The sequence below is a fragment of the Alphaproteobacteria bacterium genome (genome assembly GCA_019635875.1).
GTDB lineage: Bacteria > Pseudomonadota > Alphaproteobacteria > Reyranellales > Reyranellaceae > JAFAZJ01.
This window is the reverse complement of the sequence record JAHBYP010000004.1, coordinates 52395-68884: the sequence shown is the minus strand read 5'-3', so window position 1 is coordinate 68884 and position 16490 is coordinate 52395. Positions and strand designations below refer to the sequence as shown.

Annotated in this window: 16 protein-coding genes; 9 read left to right on the top strand and 7 right to left on the bottom strand. The window is 68.6% G+C overall.

The window, feature by feature from the left end:
- Positions 1 to 64 precede the first annotated feature (64 nt).
- Positions 65 to 811, bottom strand: a complete 747-nt coding sequence (locus tag KF889_15055; protein MBX3500765.1) for a DUF1223 domain-containing protein — start codon at positions 809 to 811, stop codon at positions 65 to 67.
- Positions 812 to 958: 147 nt separating this feature from the next.
- Here KF889_15055 and KF889_15050 point away from each other — a divergent pair, with 147 nt between their 5' ends.
- A complete protein-coding gene (locus KF889_15050; GenBank protein MBX3500764.1) occupies positions 959 to 1360 on the top strand; it encodes a GFA family protein in 402 nt (133 codons plus the stop codon).
- Positions 1361 to 1431: 71 nt separating this feature from the next.
- The gene (locus tag KF889_15045) at positions 1432 to 3300 is read left to right on the top strand and encodes an NAD(P)/FAD-dependent oxidoreductase (protein ID MBX3500763.1); all 1869 of its coding nucleotides are present in this window, start codon (positions 1432 to 1434) and stop codon (positions 3298 to 3300) included.
- Between the two features lie 73 nt (positions 3301 to 3373).
- On the opposite strand, the gene KF889_15040 is transcribed toward KF889_15045, so the two are convergent.
- Positions 3374 to 4165 carry an SDR family oxidoreductase gene (locus tag KF889_15040; GenBank protein MBX3500762.1) on the bottom strand — a complete coding sequence of 264 codons (792 nt, stop codon included), beginning with the start codon at positions 4163 to 4165 and terminating at the stop codon, positions 3374 to 3376.
- Between the two features lie 113 nt (positions 4166 to 4278).
- Here KF889_15040 and KF889_15035 point away from each other — a divergent pair, with 113 nt between their 5' ends.
- From KF889_15035 to KF889_15025, 3 genes are all read left to right on the top strand, one after another.
- Entirely contained in the window at positions 4279 to 5343 is a 1065-nt protein-coding gene (locus KF889_15035) for a glucose 1-dehydrogenase (GenBank protein MBX3500761.1), read from the top strand.
- A complete protein-coding gene (locus tag KF889_15030; protein MBX3500760.1) occupies positions 5340 to 7238 on the top strand; it encodes a glycoside hydrolase family 15 protein in 1899 nt (632 codons plus the stop codon). Before KF889_15035 ends, KF889_15030 begins: the two co-directional genes overlap by 4 nt.
- A gap of 189 nt (positions 7239 to 7427) precedes the next feature.
- Positions 7428 to 7910: a hypothetical protein gene (locus tag KF889_15025; GenBank protein MBX3500759.1), complete on the top strand. Its 483-nt coding sequence runs from the start codon at positions 7428 to 7430 to the stop codon at positions 7908 to 7910.
- A 7-nt stretch (positions 7911 to 7917) separates the two neighbouring features.
- On the opposite strand, the gene KF889_15020 is transcribed toward KF889_15025, so the two are convergent.
- The 5 genes from KF889_15020 to KF889_15000 form a co-directional block, all read right to left on the bottom strand.
- Entirely contained in the window at positions 7918 to 8814 is an 897-nt protein-coding gene (locus tag KF889_15020) for a TauD/TfdA family dioxygenase (GenBank protein MBX3500758.1), read from the bottom strand.
- A 116-nt stretch (positions 8815 to 8930) separates the two neighbouring features.
- Positions 8931 to 9158, bottom strand: a complete 228-nt coding sequence (locus KF889_15015) for a hypothetical protein (GenBank protein MBX3500757.1) — start codon at positions 9156 to 9158, stop codon at positions 8931 to 8933.
- A 45-nt stretch (positions 9159 to 9203) separates the two neighbouring features.
- Positions 9204 to 9608: an AAC(3)-I family aminoglycoside N-acetyltransferase gene (locus KF889_15010; protein MBX3500756.1), complete on the bottom strand. Its 405-nt coding sequence runs from the start codon at positions 9606 to 9608 to the stop codon at positions 9204 to 9206.
- Between the two features lie 51 nt (positions 9609 to 9659).
- Positions 9660 to 10190 (bottom strand): inorganic diphosphatase, encoded by a 531-nt coding sequence (gene ppa / locus KF889_15005; protein MBX3500755.1) that lies wholly within the window; start codon positions 10188 to 10190, stop codon positions 9660 to 9662.
- A gap of 153 nt (positions 10191 to 10343) precedes the next feature.
- Positions 10344 to 12065, bottom strand: coding sequence for a Kef family K(+) transporter (locus KF889_15000; protein ID MBX3500754.1), 1722 nt, complete (start codon positions 12063 to 12065; stop codon positions 10344 to 10346).
- A 135-nt stretch (positions 12066 to 12200) separates the two neighbouring features.
- On the opposite strand from KF889_15000, the gene KF889_14995 reads away from it, so the two are divergent.
- The 4 genes from KF889_14995 to KF889_14980 all read left to right on the top strand — a co-directional run bounded on the left by KF889_14995 (position 12201) and on the right by KF889_14980 (position 16437).
- Complete coding sequence (locus KF889_14995) at positions 12201 to 13631, top strand: NAD(P)/FAD-dependent oxidoreductase (GenBank protein ID MBX3500753.1); 1431 nt, start codon at positions 12201 to 12203, stop codon at positions 13629 to 13631.
- Between the two features lie 73 nt (positions 13632 to 13704).
- Positions 13705 to 14784, top strand: coding sequence for a phosphotransferase (locus KF889_14990; GenBank protein MBX3500752.1), 1080 nt, complete (start codon positions 13705 to 13707; stop codon positions 14782 to 14784).
- 33 nt (positions 14785 to 14817) lie between these two features.
- Positions 14818 to 15747 (top strand): NAD(P)-dependent oxidoreductase, encoded by a 930-nt coding sequence (locus KF889_14985; protein MBX3500751.1) that lies wholly within the window; start codon positions 14818 to 14820, stop codon positions 15745 to 15747.
- A 3-nt stretch (positions 15748 to 15750) separates the two neighbouring features.
- Positions 15751 to 16437 (top strand): alpha/beta fold hydrolase, encoded by a 687-nt coding sequence (locus KF889_14980; GenBank protein ID MBX3500750.1) that lies wholly within the window; start codon positions 15751 to 15753, stop codon positions 16435 to 16437.
- Positions 16438 to 16490: the final 53 nt, after the last annotated feature.

Here is a 16490-nt window from a genome sequence, read left to right as displayed (position 1 = left end):
GGCTGTTCTCGGATCCCTCGCTTCGCTCGGGATGACAGGGTGACTTTGATCTTCGAGGAGCGCTTCAGCTCGATTCGCCGCGTTCGAGCCGGGTGGCGCCGACGATCGGCCCCAGATCGCGCCGCTGCACCAGCACCGCGACGGAGCGTGCCGGCGAGACGCGCTGGGCATCGAGCGTCCAGGACTGCGCCGCGCCGCGCCACGTCACCATCCGTTCGATGCTGCGCACGACGTTGCGATTGACCAGGCGCGCGCCGCGATTCTCGCCGCGCGGCACCTGGGTAACGTGCTCGCGGTCGTAGGTGATCAGCCAGACATCGTGCTCGTCGCCGGCGCCGGCACCGGTGAGGGCGGGCAGCGCCAGGACGACTCCCTCGTTCGGTCCGGCCTTCAGGGTTGGGCTGAGCGTCAGCGGATTGGCCCTGGCGCCGGTCGCGAGCAGCTGCGTGAGGCTGGACTGCGTGACGCCGGGATTGTGCACCACGCCGTTGACCATCATCTGCGGCGTGTAGACGCCGGGCCGTGCCTGCACGCGCGCATAGCCGTACTGGCGCGCCGTGCCGGCTTCGCTGGCGAAGGGATCCTTCCAGCCCAGCCTGTCCCAGTAATTGACGTGGAACGACAGCGCGACGACGTCGGCGCGCGTCGCCAGGCCGCCCAGCAGGCGGTCGGCCGGCGGGCAGGACGAGCAGCCCTGCGAGGTGAAAAGCTCGACCACCAGAGGGAAGCGGGGCGGATCAGCCGCCCGGACGACGCCCGCGCCCATGACCAAGGCGCCGGCGGCAGTGCGCAGCGCGGCGCGACGGCTCATTCTTCCTGTCGTGCTCATGCGCACGATCCTGCCCAAGCGCCACGGCACCGGCCAATCACATCGCGATCAATCCGCCGCGATAACGTTTCGTCGACCACCGACGAAGGGTACCCTCGATCCGACAGGCCGAATTCAGGGAGAAGGGTCATGAGGCTCGAAGGTGGATGCTATTGTGGCGCGTTGCGCTATGTCGTGGACGGTGAACCTATGATGAAGGCGCAATGCCATTGCCGAGAGTGCCAGTACATCACCGGTGGCGCGCCCAACCTGTTCATGGTCATGCCACAGGACGCCCATCGCTACACCCAAGGCACGCCCAGGCAGTTCACGCGCAAGGACCTCGCCAATCCGGTCACGCGCGAGTTCTGCCCGGAATGCGGCACCCATGTCGCGACGCGTCCGCCGCGCCCCGTGGTCGTGGTGAAGATCGGCACGCTCGACGATCCCAAGGCCTATGGCGGACCGGCCCTGGCGATCTTCACCGTCGACAAGCAGCCGTTCCACCACATTCCGGACGGCCTGCCGGCCTTCGAGCGGCGTCCGGGTTGACGGCGGCGCGCGCCCGCCATGCGGTCCGGTGACGTTGCCGGCCGGCTGAACCGGCGTTTATATCCTTGGCCATGAACGCGCCGATCCGCATCGACCCCGCCACCGGGCGGAAGCTGTTCAACACGCGCGCCGCCAAGGCGACCGATAAGATCGCCGGCAAGGGCTACTCGGCCGTGTCCGACGTGGCGCTGAAGACGCTGCCCGAGCCGCCGCCGGGCGCGAAGTTCAATGCCGAGGAGCAGGCGAAGTACCGCGCCAACAAGGAGGCGCGCCGCGGCGCCGCCGACTACATGGCGATGGAAGGCGAGTTCGCGAAGTATCTGGAGGACGCCTACTCCGCCCCGCCGGTGCCGCGCGAGGCGCTCAGCGACGAGTGCGAGATCCTGGTGATCGGCGCCGGGTTCGGCGCCCTGGTGCTGTGGTACAAGCTGCGCGAGGCCGGCTTCACCGACGTGCGCTTCTGCGAGAAGGGCGGCGATGTCGGCGGCACCTGGTACTGGAACCGCTATCCCGGCATCGCCTGCGACGTCGAATCCTACTCCTACCTGCCGCTGCTGGAGGAGATGGGCTACTACCCGAGCATGAAATTCGCCTCGGGGTTCGAGATCCTTGAGTACTGCCAGGCGATGGCCGAGCGCTACGGCTTCTACGAGCGCTGCCTGTTCCACACCACCGTCGAGCGCACCACCTGGGACGAGTCCACTTCGCGCTGGACGGTGCAGACCGATCGCGGCGATCGCATGCGGGCGCGCTACGTCGTGCTCGCCAACGGCATCCTCACCACGCCCAAGCTGGCGCGCATCGAGGGCATGGAGAGCTTTGCCGGCAAGGCCTTCCACACCTCGCGCTGGGACTACACCTACGATCTGGAGGGCAAGCGCGTCGGCATCATCGGCACCGGCGCCACCGCCGTGCAGGTGATCCCCGAGATCGCCAAGGTGGTGAAGCAGCTCTACGTCTTCCAGCGCACGCCCTCGACCATCGACGTGCGCGACCAGCGCGCGACTACTCAGGAAGAGATCGACACCTGGTCGAAGGAGCCGGGCTGGGCCAAGGCACGGCGCGAGCGCCTCGCGACGATCTCCTCGGGCCGCACGGCGCTGCAGGGCAATGACGACTTCCTCGCCGGCCGCGTCGCCTCGGTCAAGGAACGCAGGGTCTACGAGCGCCAGCTCTCGCCGGAGGAGCTGATCCAGGCGCAGCTCAACACCAACTTCCGCATCATGGAGCAGATCCGCGCGCGGGTGGATGCCGTCGTGCAGGATCCGAAGACCGCTGCGGCGCTGAAGCCCTGGTACCCCTACGGCTGCAAGCGACCGACCTTCCACGACGAGTACCTGCCGGCCTTCAACTTGCCGCACGTGCACCTGATCGACACCGCGCCGCTTGGCGTGAGCAGGATCACGCCCAGGGGCGTCGTGCACGATGGCGTTGAGTACCAGCTCGACGTGCTGATCTACGCCACCGGCTTCGAGTGGATGGCCACCGGTACCTTCAACATGATCACCGGCCGCGACGGACGCACCTTGCGCGACAAGTGGCACGGCGAAGGCGTGCGCACCTTCCTCGGCATGCACAGCCAGGGCTTCCCCAACATGTTCATCATGTCGGGGCCGCAGGGCGGCGGCGGCCAGTTCAACTTCACCCGCGGGCTGGAAGGCCACACCGACTACATCGTCTGGATGCTGCAGACCATGCAGGCGAAGGGCGCGGCAATCGTCGACGTCAAGAAGGATCCGGAGGTCGCCTACGCGAGGCATTGCCGCGAGGCCGACATCATGACGGCGCCTTTGCGCGACTGCCTCTCCTACTACAACGGCGACGGCAAGGCCGAGCCCGGCAGCCTCGCCTATTACGGCGGCCCGAGGAAATGGCACGAGCTGCGGGTCGAGGCGCAGGCCTCGCTCGCGCCGTATGTGTTCGAGACGAAAAGCGCCTGACTGTCATCCCGAGCGCAGCGAGGGATCCAGGGCGACCCTGGATTCCTCGCTGCGCTCGGAATGACAGAGCCTCCTAAACCGCCGGGCTGGTGCCGCCGTCGACGTTGATCGCGACACCGTTGATGTAGGAGCCCGCGTCCGACGCCAGGAAGCAGGCCATGTTGGCGAATTCCTGCGCCTGGCCCATGCGGCCCAGCGGGATCTTGCGCGCGTCCGACATGCCCTGCAGGAACTGCTCGTAAGTCTTGCCCTGCCCGGCGCCGGCATCGAAGCGCCGCCGCCACTGGTCGCTCTCGATCAGGCCGACCAGCATCGCGTTGACCAGCACGTTGTGCGGCGCACCCTCGTGCGAGAGCGCCTTGGTCAGCGCCATGCCGGCGGCGCGCGACACGCTGGTCGGCGTGGAGCTGGCCGTCGGCGCCTTGGCCCCGATGTTGAGCACGTTGATGATGCGGCCCCACTTCCGCTCCTTCATGCCCGGCAGCGCCAGGCGGCACAGGCGGATCGCCGGCCAGACCTTGACGTTGAAATCGGCTTCCCAATCGGCGTCGGTGACGGTCTCGAACGGCTTGGCGGCTGAGGAGCCGGCGTTGTTCACGAGGATGTCGACCTTGCCGAAGTCGCGCACGACCTGCGCCCAGGCGCCTTCAAGGTCCTGGCGGTTGCTGACGTCGCAGCTATAGCCCTCGACCTTGGTGCCCGCCGCCTTGGAGATTTCGCCTTTGGCTTCGGCAAGCTTCTCGGGCCGCCGCGCCAGCAACGCGACGCTCGCGCCCGACTTGGCGAAGGTCTCCGCCATGGCGCGCCCCAGGCCCATGCTGGCGCCGGTGATCACCGCCACGCGCCCGTCCATCCGGCATTCCATCGTCTCTCTCCCGCATGTGAAAAATGCCGGGAGACCCTAGCGCGCCGGCCTGCAGCACGGAACCGTGCTTGTGAGTGGTCCGTTCATGCACCGACACAGCAGCGGCCGCATCCTTGAAGGTCATCACCGTGGAACCCGGCGTCGCCCATTCGGTCCGTCTCGACGAGCGGCCCGAGCCGCGCCGCAGCGAGCATGACCTGCTGGTCCAGGCCATGGCGCTGGGCGTGTGCGGCACCGATCGCGAGATCATCGATGGCTCCTACGGATGGGCGCCGGCGGGCGACCAGCGACTGGTGCTCGGCCACGAATCGCTCGAGCGAGTCATGGAGGTCCCGGGCGATTCTGAAGGTTCGGGGTTCACCGAGGGCGATCTCGTGGTCGGTATCGTGCGGCGAGCCGATCCCCTGCCCTGCGGCGCATGTGCCATGGGCGAATGGGACATGTGCCGCAATGGCCGCTACACCGAACGAGGCATCAAGTCGCTCGACGGCTTCGCCGCAGAACGCTTCCGGCTCGAGCCCGCTTATGCGGTTCGCGTGTCGCCCGCGCTCGGCATTCTCGCCGTGCTGCTCGAGCCTGCCAGCGTGCTGGCCAAGGCGTGGGATCACATCGGGCGCATCGGCGCGCGCGCCCGAAGCTGGCAGCCGACGACTGCGCTGATCACCGGCGCCGGCCCGGTCGGCCTGCTGGCGGCACTGATGGCGGCACAGCGCGGTCTCGACGTCCACGTGCTGGACCGACCCGAGCGCCCTCACAAGGCCGCGCTCGTCCACGCTCTGGGCGGCACCTACCACGACGGCAGGATTCCGGCTGACCTGCATCCCGACGTGATCGTGGAATGCACCGGCTCGCGCCAGCTTGTGGTCGACGCCATGACGCGCATTGGCGTCAACGGGATTGTCTGCCTGACCGGCGTGCCGAGCGCGAACCAGCTCCTGTCCTTCGACGTCGGTGGCTTCAACCGGCGCGCCGTGGTGCGGAACACCACGGTGTTCGGCACCGTCAATGCCAACCTCAAGCACTACGAAGCGGGCGCGGTAGCGCTGGCGGCCGCCGATCCCCAATGGCTCGGCGGCCTGATCACGCGACGTGTGCCGCTTTCGCGCTGGCAGGAGGCGTTCGAGCGCCGTGCCGGCGATATCAAGGTCGTCATCGAGTTCCAGGGCCTGCCGGCATGAGCATGCCGCTCGAACACTACGGCCTGATCGGCGACTGCCAGACCGCCGCCCTGGTGGGATTGGACGGCTCGATCGACTGGCTGTGCTGGCCGCGTTTCGATTCGGATGCCTGCTTTGCCGCTCTGCTCGGCGATGCCTCGCATGGCTGCTGGCGCATCGCTCCGACCACGGGCCCCGTCGTGGTGTCGCGGCGCTATCGCCCGGGATCGCTGATCCTGGAAACGAGCTTCAGGACGACAGACGGCGCCGTGACCCTGATCGATTTCATGCAGCCGCGCGACGACGCGTCGGATCTCATGCGCATCGTGCGCGGCGACGAAGGCGAGACGGCGATGGAGCTGGAGTTCCGGCCTCGTTTCGGATATGGCGCGACCACACCCTGGCTGAGCTGGCTCGACGACCGAACGATGTGCGCCGTTGCCGGCCCCGACATGCTGGTGCTGCGCTCTCCGGTCGAAGGCCGGATCGAGGGCTCGGCGTTGCGGGCGTCGTTCAGCGTGCGCCGGGGCGAATCCATCGCCTTCGACCTGAGCTATGGTCCCTCGCACCTGCCGCCACCGCCGCCGGCGGATTGCCGCGACGCCCTGGCGGAGTCCGAGCGTTTCTGGTGCGGCTGGACGGCCGATACGCAGACGGGTGGCCCTTACGAGGAGGCAATTCGTCGCTCTCTCATCACGCTCAAGGCGCTGACATACGCGCCGACAGGCGGCATCGTGGCGGCGCCGACGACGTCGCTGCCGGAGCGCGCCGGCGGCGAACGCAATTGGGACTACCGCTTCTGCTGGATCCGCGACTCGACGCTGACCCTGCTCGCGCTCATGAACGCCGGAGTCTACGACGAAGCGGCGGCCTGGCGCGACTGGCTGCATCGTGCCGTCGCCGGAAGCGCGTCGCAGATGCAGATCATGTACGGCATCATGGGTGAACGGCGGCTGACCGAATGGGAAGTCGACTGGCTGCCCGGCTACCTGGACTCCCGACCGGTGCGCATCGGCAACGACGCGCATCGCCAGTTCCAGCTCGATGTGTACGGCGAGCTGATGGACACCTTCGCCCAGGCACGCAAGGGCGGCCTGACGTCGACTCGGAGCGGCTGGGCGCTGCAGGTCGGCCTTGTCGAGCACGTCGAGCGCGAGTGGCGCAACCCGGACTTCGGCATCTGGGAAATCCGCGGGCCGCCGCGCCACTTCACCTTCTCCAAGGTCATGGCCTGGGTCGTGTTCGATCGGGCGATCAAGGCGACCGAAGAGTACGGCCTGCCGGGAAATGTCGACGCCTGGCGTCGCTCGCGCACAGAGATCCGCGACGACATCCACGCCAATGCCTTCGACGGGCCGCGCGGCACCTTCCGCGCGGCGTACGATTTGAACTCGCTGGACGCAAGCCTGCTGCTGATGGCGCAGGTCGGCTTCATCGACGCGCGCGATTCGCGCTATCTCGGCACGGTCGCGGCGATCGAGCGGGAACTGGTCACGGATGGCTTCGTGCGGCGCTACAACACCGCGGAGATCGACGACGGGTTGCGGCCCGGCGAGGGCTGCTTTCTCGCCTGCAGCTTCTGGCTGGCCGACGCCTACTGCTCGACAGGCCGCTGGAACGAGGGTCGTGCCTTGTTCGACCGCCTGCTGTCGATCCGCAACGACCTCGGCCTGCTCGCCGAGGAGTACGATCCCGCGGCTCGCCGGCAGATCGGCAACTTCCCGCAGGCCTTCTCCCATGTCTGTCTCATCAACACGGCCTTCAATCTGACGCGCGCCGCGCGCCCGGCCGATCAGCGCGCGCGATGCGATGGCACCGGCGTGCACGCCAGCCGCGCACCTCGCACGCCGGGCCGGCCTGGCGGCGGGCCCAGGATGGCCGCACCGCTGTCGCGCACGCCCGACGACGAGCCGTAGGGCAACTCCCCGACCGGCCGGACCGTTGACCTTATGGAACCCTCGCCGACAACAGCCGCCCGGAGAATGCGCCATGGCACGCGGCGGAATCTCGACCATCGCATGTTGCGCCCATCTGCCGGGGGGCTCCGCGCTTGCTGCCGATTCGCGCGGAACTACCCTTTGCAATCGTCCGGCAGGACTCGCTGAATGAAGAGCCTTGCCGGCGCCGCCGTGATCGCCGTCTTCCTCGCCGGTCCGGCATGGGGGCTGTCGGAGCGGGCCTGCTCGCGGATCTGGACGAAGGCCGATACCGATGGCGATGGCGTGCTGAAGGGCGCAGAAGCGTCGGATTATCTTGCGGCGATCCGCAGGGATGGCAGGGTCGCCCCGGCGAACGGCCATATCCGTCGTCCGCGGTTCATGCACCACTGCCGCGTCGGCGTGTACGAGGCGGACCGTGGCAAGGTCGCGCTGAGCGAAGCGCAAGCCAAGAGCCTCGCCGCCGCGGCCGGCTATCGCGGGATGACGGAAATGGTGAGAGAAGCCGACGGAACCTGGCACGGAACGGTCACGATCGGACATCGGACGATCGAGGTGAGAGTCGATCCCGATGGCAATGTGGTCGCCGAGCCGGTCGCCTCCACGGCCTTCCCATCCGATCCGAGGCCGGCGCCCTGGGATCTGGGTTAGCGGTGCCTCACGCCACCAGCCTTATGCCCTCGCGCTCGATCGTCGTGATCTCGTCCGACACCGTCGAGCGCTGGACGTTGCGCTTGTACTTCAGGTCGTCGAACGGCCGGCCGCGATGCATGGTGCAGCGGTCGTCCCACATCACCAGGTCATTGACCCGCCAGCGATGGGTATAGACGAACTGCCGCTGCGTGGCGTGCGTGATAAGCTCGGCGAGCAGCTTGCGCCCCTCCTCCAGCGGCCAGCCGATGATGTGGTCGGCGTGCGAGGCGATGTAGAGCGTGCGCCGCTTCGAGCCCGGGTGCGTGCGTACCACGACCTGCGGCACCGGCGGCAGCTGCTCGCGCTCTTCCTGAGAGAAGTTGGTGAAGCCGGTCTTGGCGCGCGAGCAGAAGATGGAATGCTCGGCCACCAGCCCCTCGAGCTTGCGCTTGGTCTCCTCCGGCAGCGCGTCGTAGGCGGCTCGCAGATCGGCGAACTCGGTGCAGCCGCCATAGGGCGGCACCGAACGCGCATAGAGCAGCGAGGCGCGCGCCGGCACGCGCTTGAACGAGCTGTCGGTGTGCCAGAGCTGATTGCCGAGGTTGTACATGCGGCGCCGGTCATCGGCGCCGAGGATCTCGTTGTTCTCGTCGAGGTTGGAGACCTCCGCGAGATCGGGCCGCAGGCGCGACTTGGTGTCCTTGCGGATCGCAGTGACGCTGGTCTCCAGCGGCCCGAACAGCTTGCTGAAATCGACCTGCTGCTGGTCGGTCATTTCCTGCTCGACGAAGACCAGCACCGAGAAGCGGTTGAAGGCGTCCTCGATGACCTCGAAATGCCCCTCGTCGAGCGGCCGGCGCAGGTCGATGCCGGCGATCTCCGCGCCGAAATTCGGCGTGAGCGGGCTGACGACGACGGTCATGGCGTCCTCCGCGGGCGATTCTGCGTTGCCCGCAAGTCTACGCCCGCCGCCGCGAACCGGCAACGCGAGGCGCGCAGGGCAGACTCGCGGCTGGCTTGAGGCGGCGCCCAACGGGCTCAGATCGGCTTGGGCGGAATCTCGCCGAACATCCGGCCGTCGTACAGCTCCTCGGCCTCGCGGCCGGCCTCGCGCTCGAAGGTCTCGGCATCCTGCGGCAGGCAGCCGACGGAGGCGACCGCCACCAGGCAGTCGAGCCCGCCCGCAGTGCGGCCACGCCACAGCCAGCATTCCGTCCCGTCGGCGGTCATGACCTTCTGGTTGGTGGCTTCGATGGTGATCCTCATGCCGCCATAACGCCGGCGCCGGCGACGGGTGCCGGACGAACATCGTCAAAGCGGAATGTCGAAATGCAGCACGTCCTCACGCACGCCCAGCCTGGTGTAGAGCGCGATGGCCGGATCGTCGCCGTGGTCGGCCTGCACGAAGATCACCCAGGCGCCGCGTTGCCTGCCGATGCGCCGCAGTTCCTCGATCAGGGCCGTGGCGATGCCCTGGCGCCGGTGCGCTTGGGCCACGGCGAGGTCGTAAATGTAGATCTCGCTGCGCGCCTGCTCGAACTTGTGCAGCTCGTAGGCCGCCAGGCCGCCCACCACGGCACCGTCCTTCAGCGCCACGATGGCGATGAAGCTGTCGCGGGCCAGCAGGCGCGCGAGGTACTCGGCATCGGGACGCGCGGCGCCATAGCTCCTCGGATCGTCGAAGGCTTCACCGAACACATCCAGCAGCGATTCCATCAGCGCCACGTCGGCGGGCGCCAGCACACGAATGTCGAAAGCGGACAAGGCTCAGGCCCTCTTCGCCCGCTCGACGCCCTCGACGATCATCTGCGCCGCCTTCTCGGCGTCGCCCCAGCCCAGGGTGCGGGCCCACTTGCCCGGCTCGAGGTCCTTGTAGTGCTGGAAGAAGTGCGCCACCTGCTGGGTCAGGATCGCTGGCAGCTGGTCATAGTTCTTCACGCCGGTGTAGAACGGGTGCAGCGAATCGACCGGCACAGCGATGATCTTCTCGTCGCTGCCGGCATTGTCCTCCATCAAGAGCACGCCGACCGGCCGGCAGCGGATCACCGCACCGGGCACCACGGGCGTCTGGCCGACCACGACGACGTCGACCGGATCGCCGTCGCCCGAGAGCGTGTGCGGGATGAAACCGTAATTGCCGGGATAGAACATCGCGGTGTGCAGAAAGCGGTCGACGAATATCGCGCCGGATTCCTTGTCGAGCTCGTACTTCACCGGCTCGCCGCCCTGCGGCACCTCGATCAGCGCGTTGACGTCCCAGGGCGGGTTGCGGCCGATCGGGATCTTGGTCAGGTCCATGGACTCTCTCCTCCTACCTTCCCCCGGAGGGGGAAGGTGCCCGAAAGGCGGATGGGGGATGTCGAAGACGGACTCCCGCGTTCGTCTTCGACATCCCCCATCCCCCTTCCGTCAGCGCTTCGCGCTGCCACCTTCCCCCTCCGGGAGAAGAAATCAATGCGGCGCCGAAGGGCGGTTCATGTCGGCGGCGGCGCGAGCGCGGGCGCGCGCGCGGCCGCTGGCCATCTGGTCGTACATGGCGAGCGCGATCTCGCGCTCGCCCATGACGATGGCGTGCGCGCCGCATTCCCTGAGATGCTCGATCTCGGCGTCGGAATGGGCGCGCGCGACGATCTCCAGCTCGGGATTGAGCGCCTTGGCCTGCACGACGATCTGGCCGGCGTCGAAGCCGTTGGGGATGGCGACGAAGAGGTGCCGGGCGCCGGCGATGTTGGCGGCGGCCAGCACCTTGGGCGTCTGGGCGTCGCCAAGGATCACCTCGATGCCGAACAGGCGCGCCGATTCGACGTAGTCGCGCCGCTCCTCGATGGCCAGCATGCCGGTGCCGTCCTTTCGCAGCGCCTCGGCGATCACGCTGCCGACGCGGCCGAAGCCGATGATCACGGCGTGGTCCTTCAGCGCGGTCACCGGCGGATCGTCGTCCTCGCTGGACACCTGAACCACCGGCTGCGGCCGCGACCTCGCACGCATCCGATCGAGAATCACGAAGAGCAGCGGGTTGATCAGGATCGACAGGATGGCGCCGGCGAGAATCAGGTCCCGCGCCGCCGAGGGCATCAGGTTCAGCGCGATGCCGACGCCGGCCAGGATGAACGAGAACTCGCCGATCTGCGCCAGGCTCGCGGAGATGGTGAACGCCGTGCCGCGCGAGAGCCGGAAAGCGCGCACGATGATGAAAGCGGCCGCCGACTTGCCGACGATGATGATCAGCAGGGTCGCCAGCACCGCCAGCGGCTGCTCCAGCAGAATCATGGGATCGAACAGCATGCCGACCGAAACGAAGAAGAGCACGGCGAAGGCGTCGCGCAGCGGCAGCGTCTCGTTGGCCGCCTGGTGGCTGAGCTCGCTTTCGCTCAGCACCATGCCGGCGAAGAAGGCGCCGAGCGCGAACGACACGTCGAACAGCATCGCCGCGCCGAAGGCCACGCCCAGAGCGATCGCCAGCACCGCCACGCGAAACAGCTCGCGCGAGCCCGAGAGCGACACGCGGTGCAGCAGCCAGGGAATCAGCCGCTGTCCGACCAGCAGCATCAGGGCGATGAACAGCGCCACCTTGCCGACGGTGAAGGCCAGGGCCAGCAGCACATTCCAGGCGCGCGCGCCAAGGCCGGCGTCGGTTCCGGCGCTGCCGAAGGCATGCGCCAGCGCCGGCAGCAGCACCAGCGCCAGCACCATCACCAGATCCTCGACGATCAGCCAGCCGACGGCGATGCGCCCGCGCTCGGTCTGCATCATGCGGCGCTCCTCCAGGGCGCGCAGCAGCACGACGGTGGAGGCGACGGAGAGCGCCAGGCCGAAGACGAGGCCGGCGACCACGCCCCAGCCCATGGCCAGCGACAAAAGCAGCCCCAGCATCGTGGCGATGGCGATCTGGCCGAGCGCGCCGGGGATGGTGACGCGCTTCACGTTGAGCAGGTCCTTGAGCGAGAAATGCAGGCCCACGCCGAACATCAGCAGAACAACGCCGATCTCCGCCAGTTCGGCGGCCAGCTTCTGGTCGGCGACATAGCCCGGGGTGAACGGCCCCACGACAATGCCGGCCACGAGGTAGCCGACGAGCGGCGACAGGCGCAGCCGGTTGGCCAGCGCCCCCAACAGGAAGGCGATGCCGATACCGGCGACGATGGTCGCGATCAGGGGCGTATGGTGCGGCATGCTCGTGGTGTTCCCCGCCCCGGTTATAGCGAGTTGCGGTCGGGGCGCGCCACTCCAGTGGCGCGTCATGCGCGTATCGACCATGACGCGCCACTGGAGTGGCGCGCCCCCAGCCCCTAGGGTCGGCGCATGACCATGTCCGGCCTCGCCGCGCTCGAAGCGCACATCAAGCGTGACCATGCGCTGACCTGCTTTCCCGAGCCGCGCTGGGTGCCGCCACGCCGGACTGCTGACGGACAGCCCATCCTCGACGTTCTGATCGTCGGCGCCGGCCAGGGCGGCCAGGCGGTCGCCACCCAGCTGCTGCGCGAGCGGGTCGACAACATCCTGGTCATCGACCGCGCGCCCGTGGGCGGCGAAGGCCCGTGGCGCAGTTTCGCGCGCATGCGCACGCTCAGGACCTGGAAGACGGTGACGGGCCCCGACCTGGGCATGCCCAGCCTGACCTTCCAGGCGTGGTTCGAGGCGCAGCATGGTGCCGCCGCCTTCGAGGCGCTGGGCAAGATCGCCAAGGAGACCTGGCACGACTACCTGCTGTGGCTGCGCCGCGTGCTCGCGCTGCCGGTACGCAACGGCGTCGAACTCAGGCAGGTGCGGCCGGGCGACGGATACCTGATCGCCGGGGTATGCGAGAATGCCCGCGAGCGCCTGATCTTCGCGCGCAAGGTCGTGCTGGCGATGGGTATCGAGAAGAGCGGCAGCTGGACCATGCCGCCGCAGATCGCCGGCCTGCCCGTGCACCTGCGCGCCCACACCGCCGACGCCATCGACTTTGCCGCCTTGAGCGGCCGACGCGTGGCCGTGCTCGGGGCCGGCGCCTCGGCCTTCGACAACGCCGCCACGGCGCTGGAGGCCGGCGCGGCCGAGGTGCGGCTGTACTGCCGGCGGCCCGAGCTGCAGCGCGTGCAGCCCTACAAGGCGATCTCCTCGGCCGGCTTTTTGCGCCATTTCGGCACGCTCGACGACGCAACGCGCTGGCGCTTCATGCGACACCTGCTGTCAATCCGCGAGGCGCTGCCGGTCGAGACCTGGAACCGCGTCACGCAGCACGCGAACTTCCACCTGCACACCGGCAGCCCCTGGGTCGATGCGCGCGCCATCGACGGCGCGATCGAGATCACCACGCCCAGAGGCAAATACGGCGCCGACTTCGCCATATCGGGCACCGGCTTCGACATGGACATCACCGCGCGCCGCGAGATCGCCGAGGCAATCCCGCATGTCGCCACCTGGGCCGACCGTTACACGCCGCAATCGGGAGAGCAGGATGCGCGCCTGGGCCGCTATCCCTATCTCGGCGCCGGCTTCGAGCTTGTCGAGAGGGTGCAAGGCGCCGCGCCGTGGCTCAAGGACATCCATGTCTTCGACTTCGGCACCATGATGAGCTTCGGCCCCTCGGGCGCCTCGATCAACGGCATGAAGTTCGCCGTGCCGCGGCTGGCCTTCGCCATCACCCGCGACCTGTTCACCGCCGACATCGAGCACCACTACGCGACGATGATGGCCTACGACACGCCCGAGTTCCCGCACTCCTTCGCGCGCGCTTCGCAAGAACCTGCCGCGTAGGGCAGACCTGTCTCTCGTTGCAGTCTTCTGGTAACGGTGGGGCCAATGAAAGAGCGTACCGGGAGGGTTCGCCATGGCCGCACTGGAAATCCCGAAGAATCCCGACGCCCTGTCGGCAGAGTGGCTGAGCGCCGCCCTGGGCCACCGCGTCGTCGCCTACGACTACGAGCCGATCGCCGCCGGCGTCGGCTTCCTCGGCAAGCTCGGACGGCTGCATCTGCGCTATGACGGCGCGGCGAACGGCTCGCCCGGCACGCTGATCGCCAAGCTGCCGACCGAGGACGACCGCTCGCGCCAGCTCGCCATGATGTTCCGCTTCTACGATCGCGAGGTGAGCTTCTATCGTGATGTCGGTCCGACCGCCGGCATCCGCGTGCCCGCGCTGCACTACGGCGCGTCCAATCCGGCCAATGGCGACTTCGTCATGCTGATGGAGGATCTGGCGCCAGCGCGCGTCGGCGACCAGCTCGAGGGCTGCAGCGCCGAGGAGGTACGGCTGGCGATCGAGGGCATCGCGCGCTGCCACGCCAGCTGGTGGAACAGCCCGCGCCTGGGCGCGCTGGGCTGGCTGCCGGCGACCAACGATCCGATCCATCACTTCGCCGAGCCGGCCTTCCAGGGATGCTGGGCGCCCTTCGTGCAGTTCGTCGGCGACAAGCTGACGCCGCAGATGAAGCGTACCGGCGAGGCGCTCGCGACCAAGGTCATTCGCATGCTCGACGGCATCGCCGGCAGGCCGCGCACCCTGCTGCACGGCGACTATCGCGCCGACAACCTGTTCTTCGGTGGCAGCGCGGGCGGCGCCGCGCTGGCCGCCGTCGACTGGCAGGTCAGCTCGGCCGGCGGCGGCACGTTCGATGTCGCCTATTTCGTGTCGGGCAACGTCGATCCGCAGACCCGGCGCGCGCACGAGATGGACTGGCTGAGGCTCTACGTGCAGACGCTGAAGGACAACGGCGTGCAGGGCTACGGCTTCGACGACGCGCTCGAGGACTATCGCACCGACGTGCTCTATTGCCTGGTCTACGCCGTGATCATCATCGGCACGCTCGATCCCTCGAACGCCCGCGGCCTCCAGCTGTTCCACACCAATGTCGAGCGCGTGCTGACGGCGATCGCCGATCTCGACGCGGCGGCCAGGATGCCCGGCTAGGGCTGCGCTCGGGATGACAGAAAGTCTGCCGGCATGCATGTCCTGATCATCGGCGGCGCCGGCTTCGTCGGGCTGGCGATCGCCGAGGCGCTGCTGGCGCGCGGCGATCGCGTCAGCCTGTTCGATGCGCGCGAGCCCTACGCCGCCCTGCCCGGCAACCCGACGGCGATCACCGGCGACGTGCGGCGCGACGAGGACGTCGCGCGTGCCTTCGCCGGCAGACCCGACGTCGCGATCTACGGCGCGGCGATCACCGCCGACGCCGCGCGTGACGCGGCCGAGCCGCAGCGCGTGCTCGACGTCAATCTCGGCGGCCTGCCGCGCGCCATGGCGGCGGCGCGCGCGGCGGGCGTGGAGCGTTTCATCCTGCTGAGCTCGGCCTCGGCGTTCGGCGACGCGGCGTTCCGCGAGGTGCCGCTGGCCGAGGACGATCCAGCACCGGCGCCGTCGAGTCTCTACTCCATCACCAAGTTCGCCGGCGAAGGCGTCGCGCGGCGGTTGCGCACGCTGTGGTCAATGGACGTGCGCATGGTGCGCCTGTCGGCCGTGTTCGGGCCCTGGGAGCACCCCACCGGCGCGCGCGACACGCTCAGCCCGCCGTTCCAGGTCGCGCAGCTGGCACTGGAGTGCAAGCCGGTCGTGCTGCCGCGCGATCCTTCGCGAGATTGGGTGTACTCGCGCGATGTCGCCGGTGCCGTGCTGGCGCTGATCGACAAGGCGAGCCCGCGCTTCGATCTCTATCACGTCGGCCCGGGCACGACGTGGAAGCTGTCGGAATGGGCCGCAGCGCTGGGGGCGACGGTCACGGTCGGCGCGCCGGCCAACGTCGATCTGTTCGGTGATCGCGACCGCGCGATGCTGGCGATCGGCCGGCTGACCGGCGACCTCGGCTACCAGCCGCGCTTCACATCGGCGTCGGCATGCGCGGTTGACTATCGCCGATGGCTCGAAGCGCGGCCGTAGCGCATGACCAATCGTCCGACCCTGATCCTGTTGCCGGCGATGCCGTGCGGCGCCGAATTCTACGCCGCCCAGGTCGACGCGCTGTCCGACGTGGCCGATTGCAGGGTCATGGTCGAGGACGCGCCGAGCCTGGAGGAGTCGGCCGCCCACATCCTGGCGGCGGCACCGCGGCGCTTCCTGCTGGCCGGGACGGCCTATGGCGGCCGTCTGGCGCTCGAGGTGGCGCTGGCAGCGCCGGAGCGCATCGCCGGGCTGTGGCTGATGAACTGCAATCCGGGCGCACATGGCGACCCTGCCGGCGCGTTGCGACTGACTGCGGGCGTGCGCGCCGAGGGCATAGAGGCGATGCTGGAGGAATGGGCGCCGGTGATCGTCGCGGAGGACGACGAGGCGTCGCGCGATCGCTTCCGCGCCATGGCCCGGGCGTCCGGCGCCGACCGCTTCGCGCGCCAGCACGATGCCCTGGTCGGCCGCGCCGATCGCTGGGGCGATCTCGGGCGGATCACGGTGCCGACCCTGCTGATGTGGGGCGAGGACGATCGCTTCGTGCCCGTCGCCATCGGCCGGCGCATGGTAAGCCTCATGCCGATGGCACGCTTCATCGCGCTCGCCGGCTGCCGCCACTTCCCGCCCCTCGAACGGCCGCGCGAGACCATCGCGGCGGCGCGGCGCTGGATCGGCGGGACCTGATTCCAGTCGGGTCCGAAATTCGCCAGCGCCAGTACCGCGCGGCTGTCACTCTG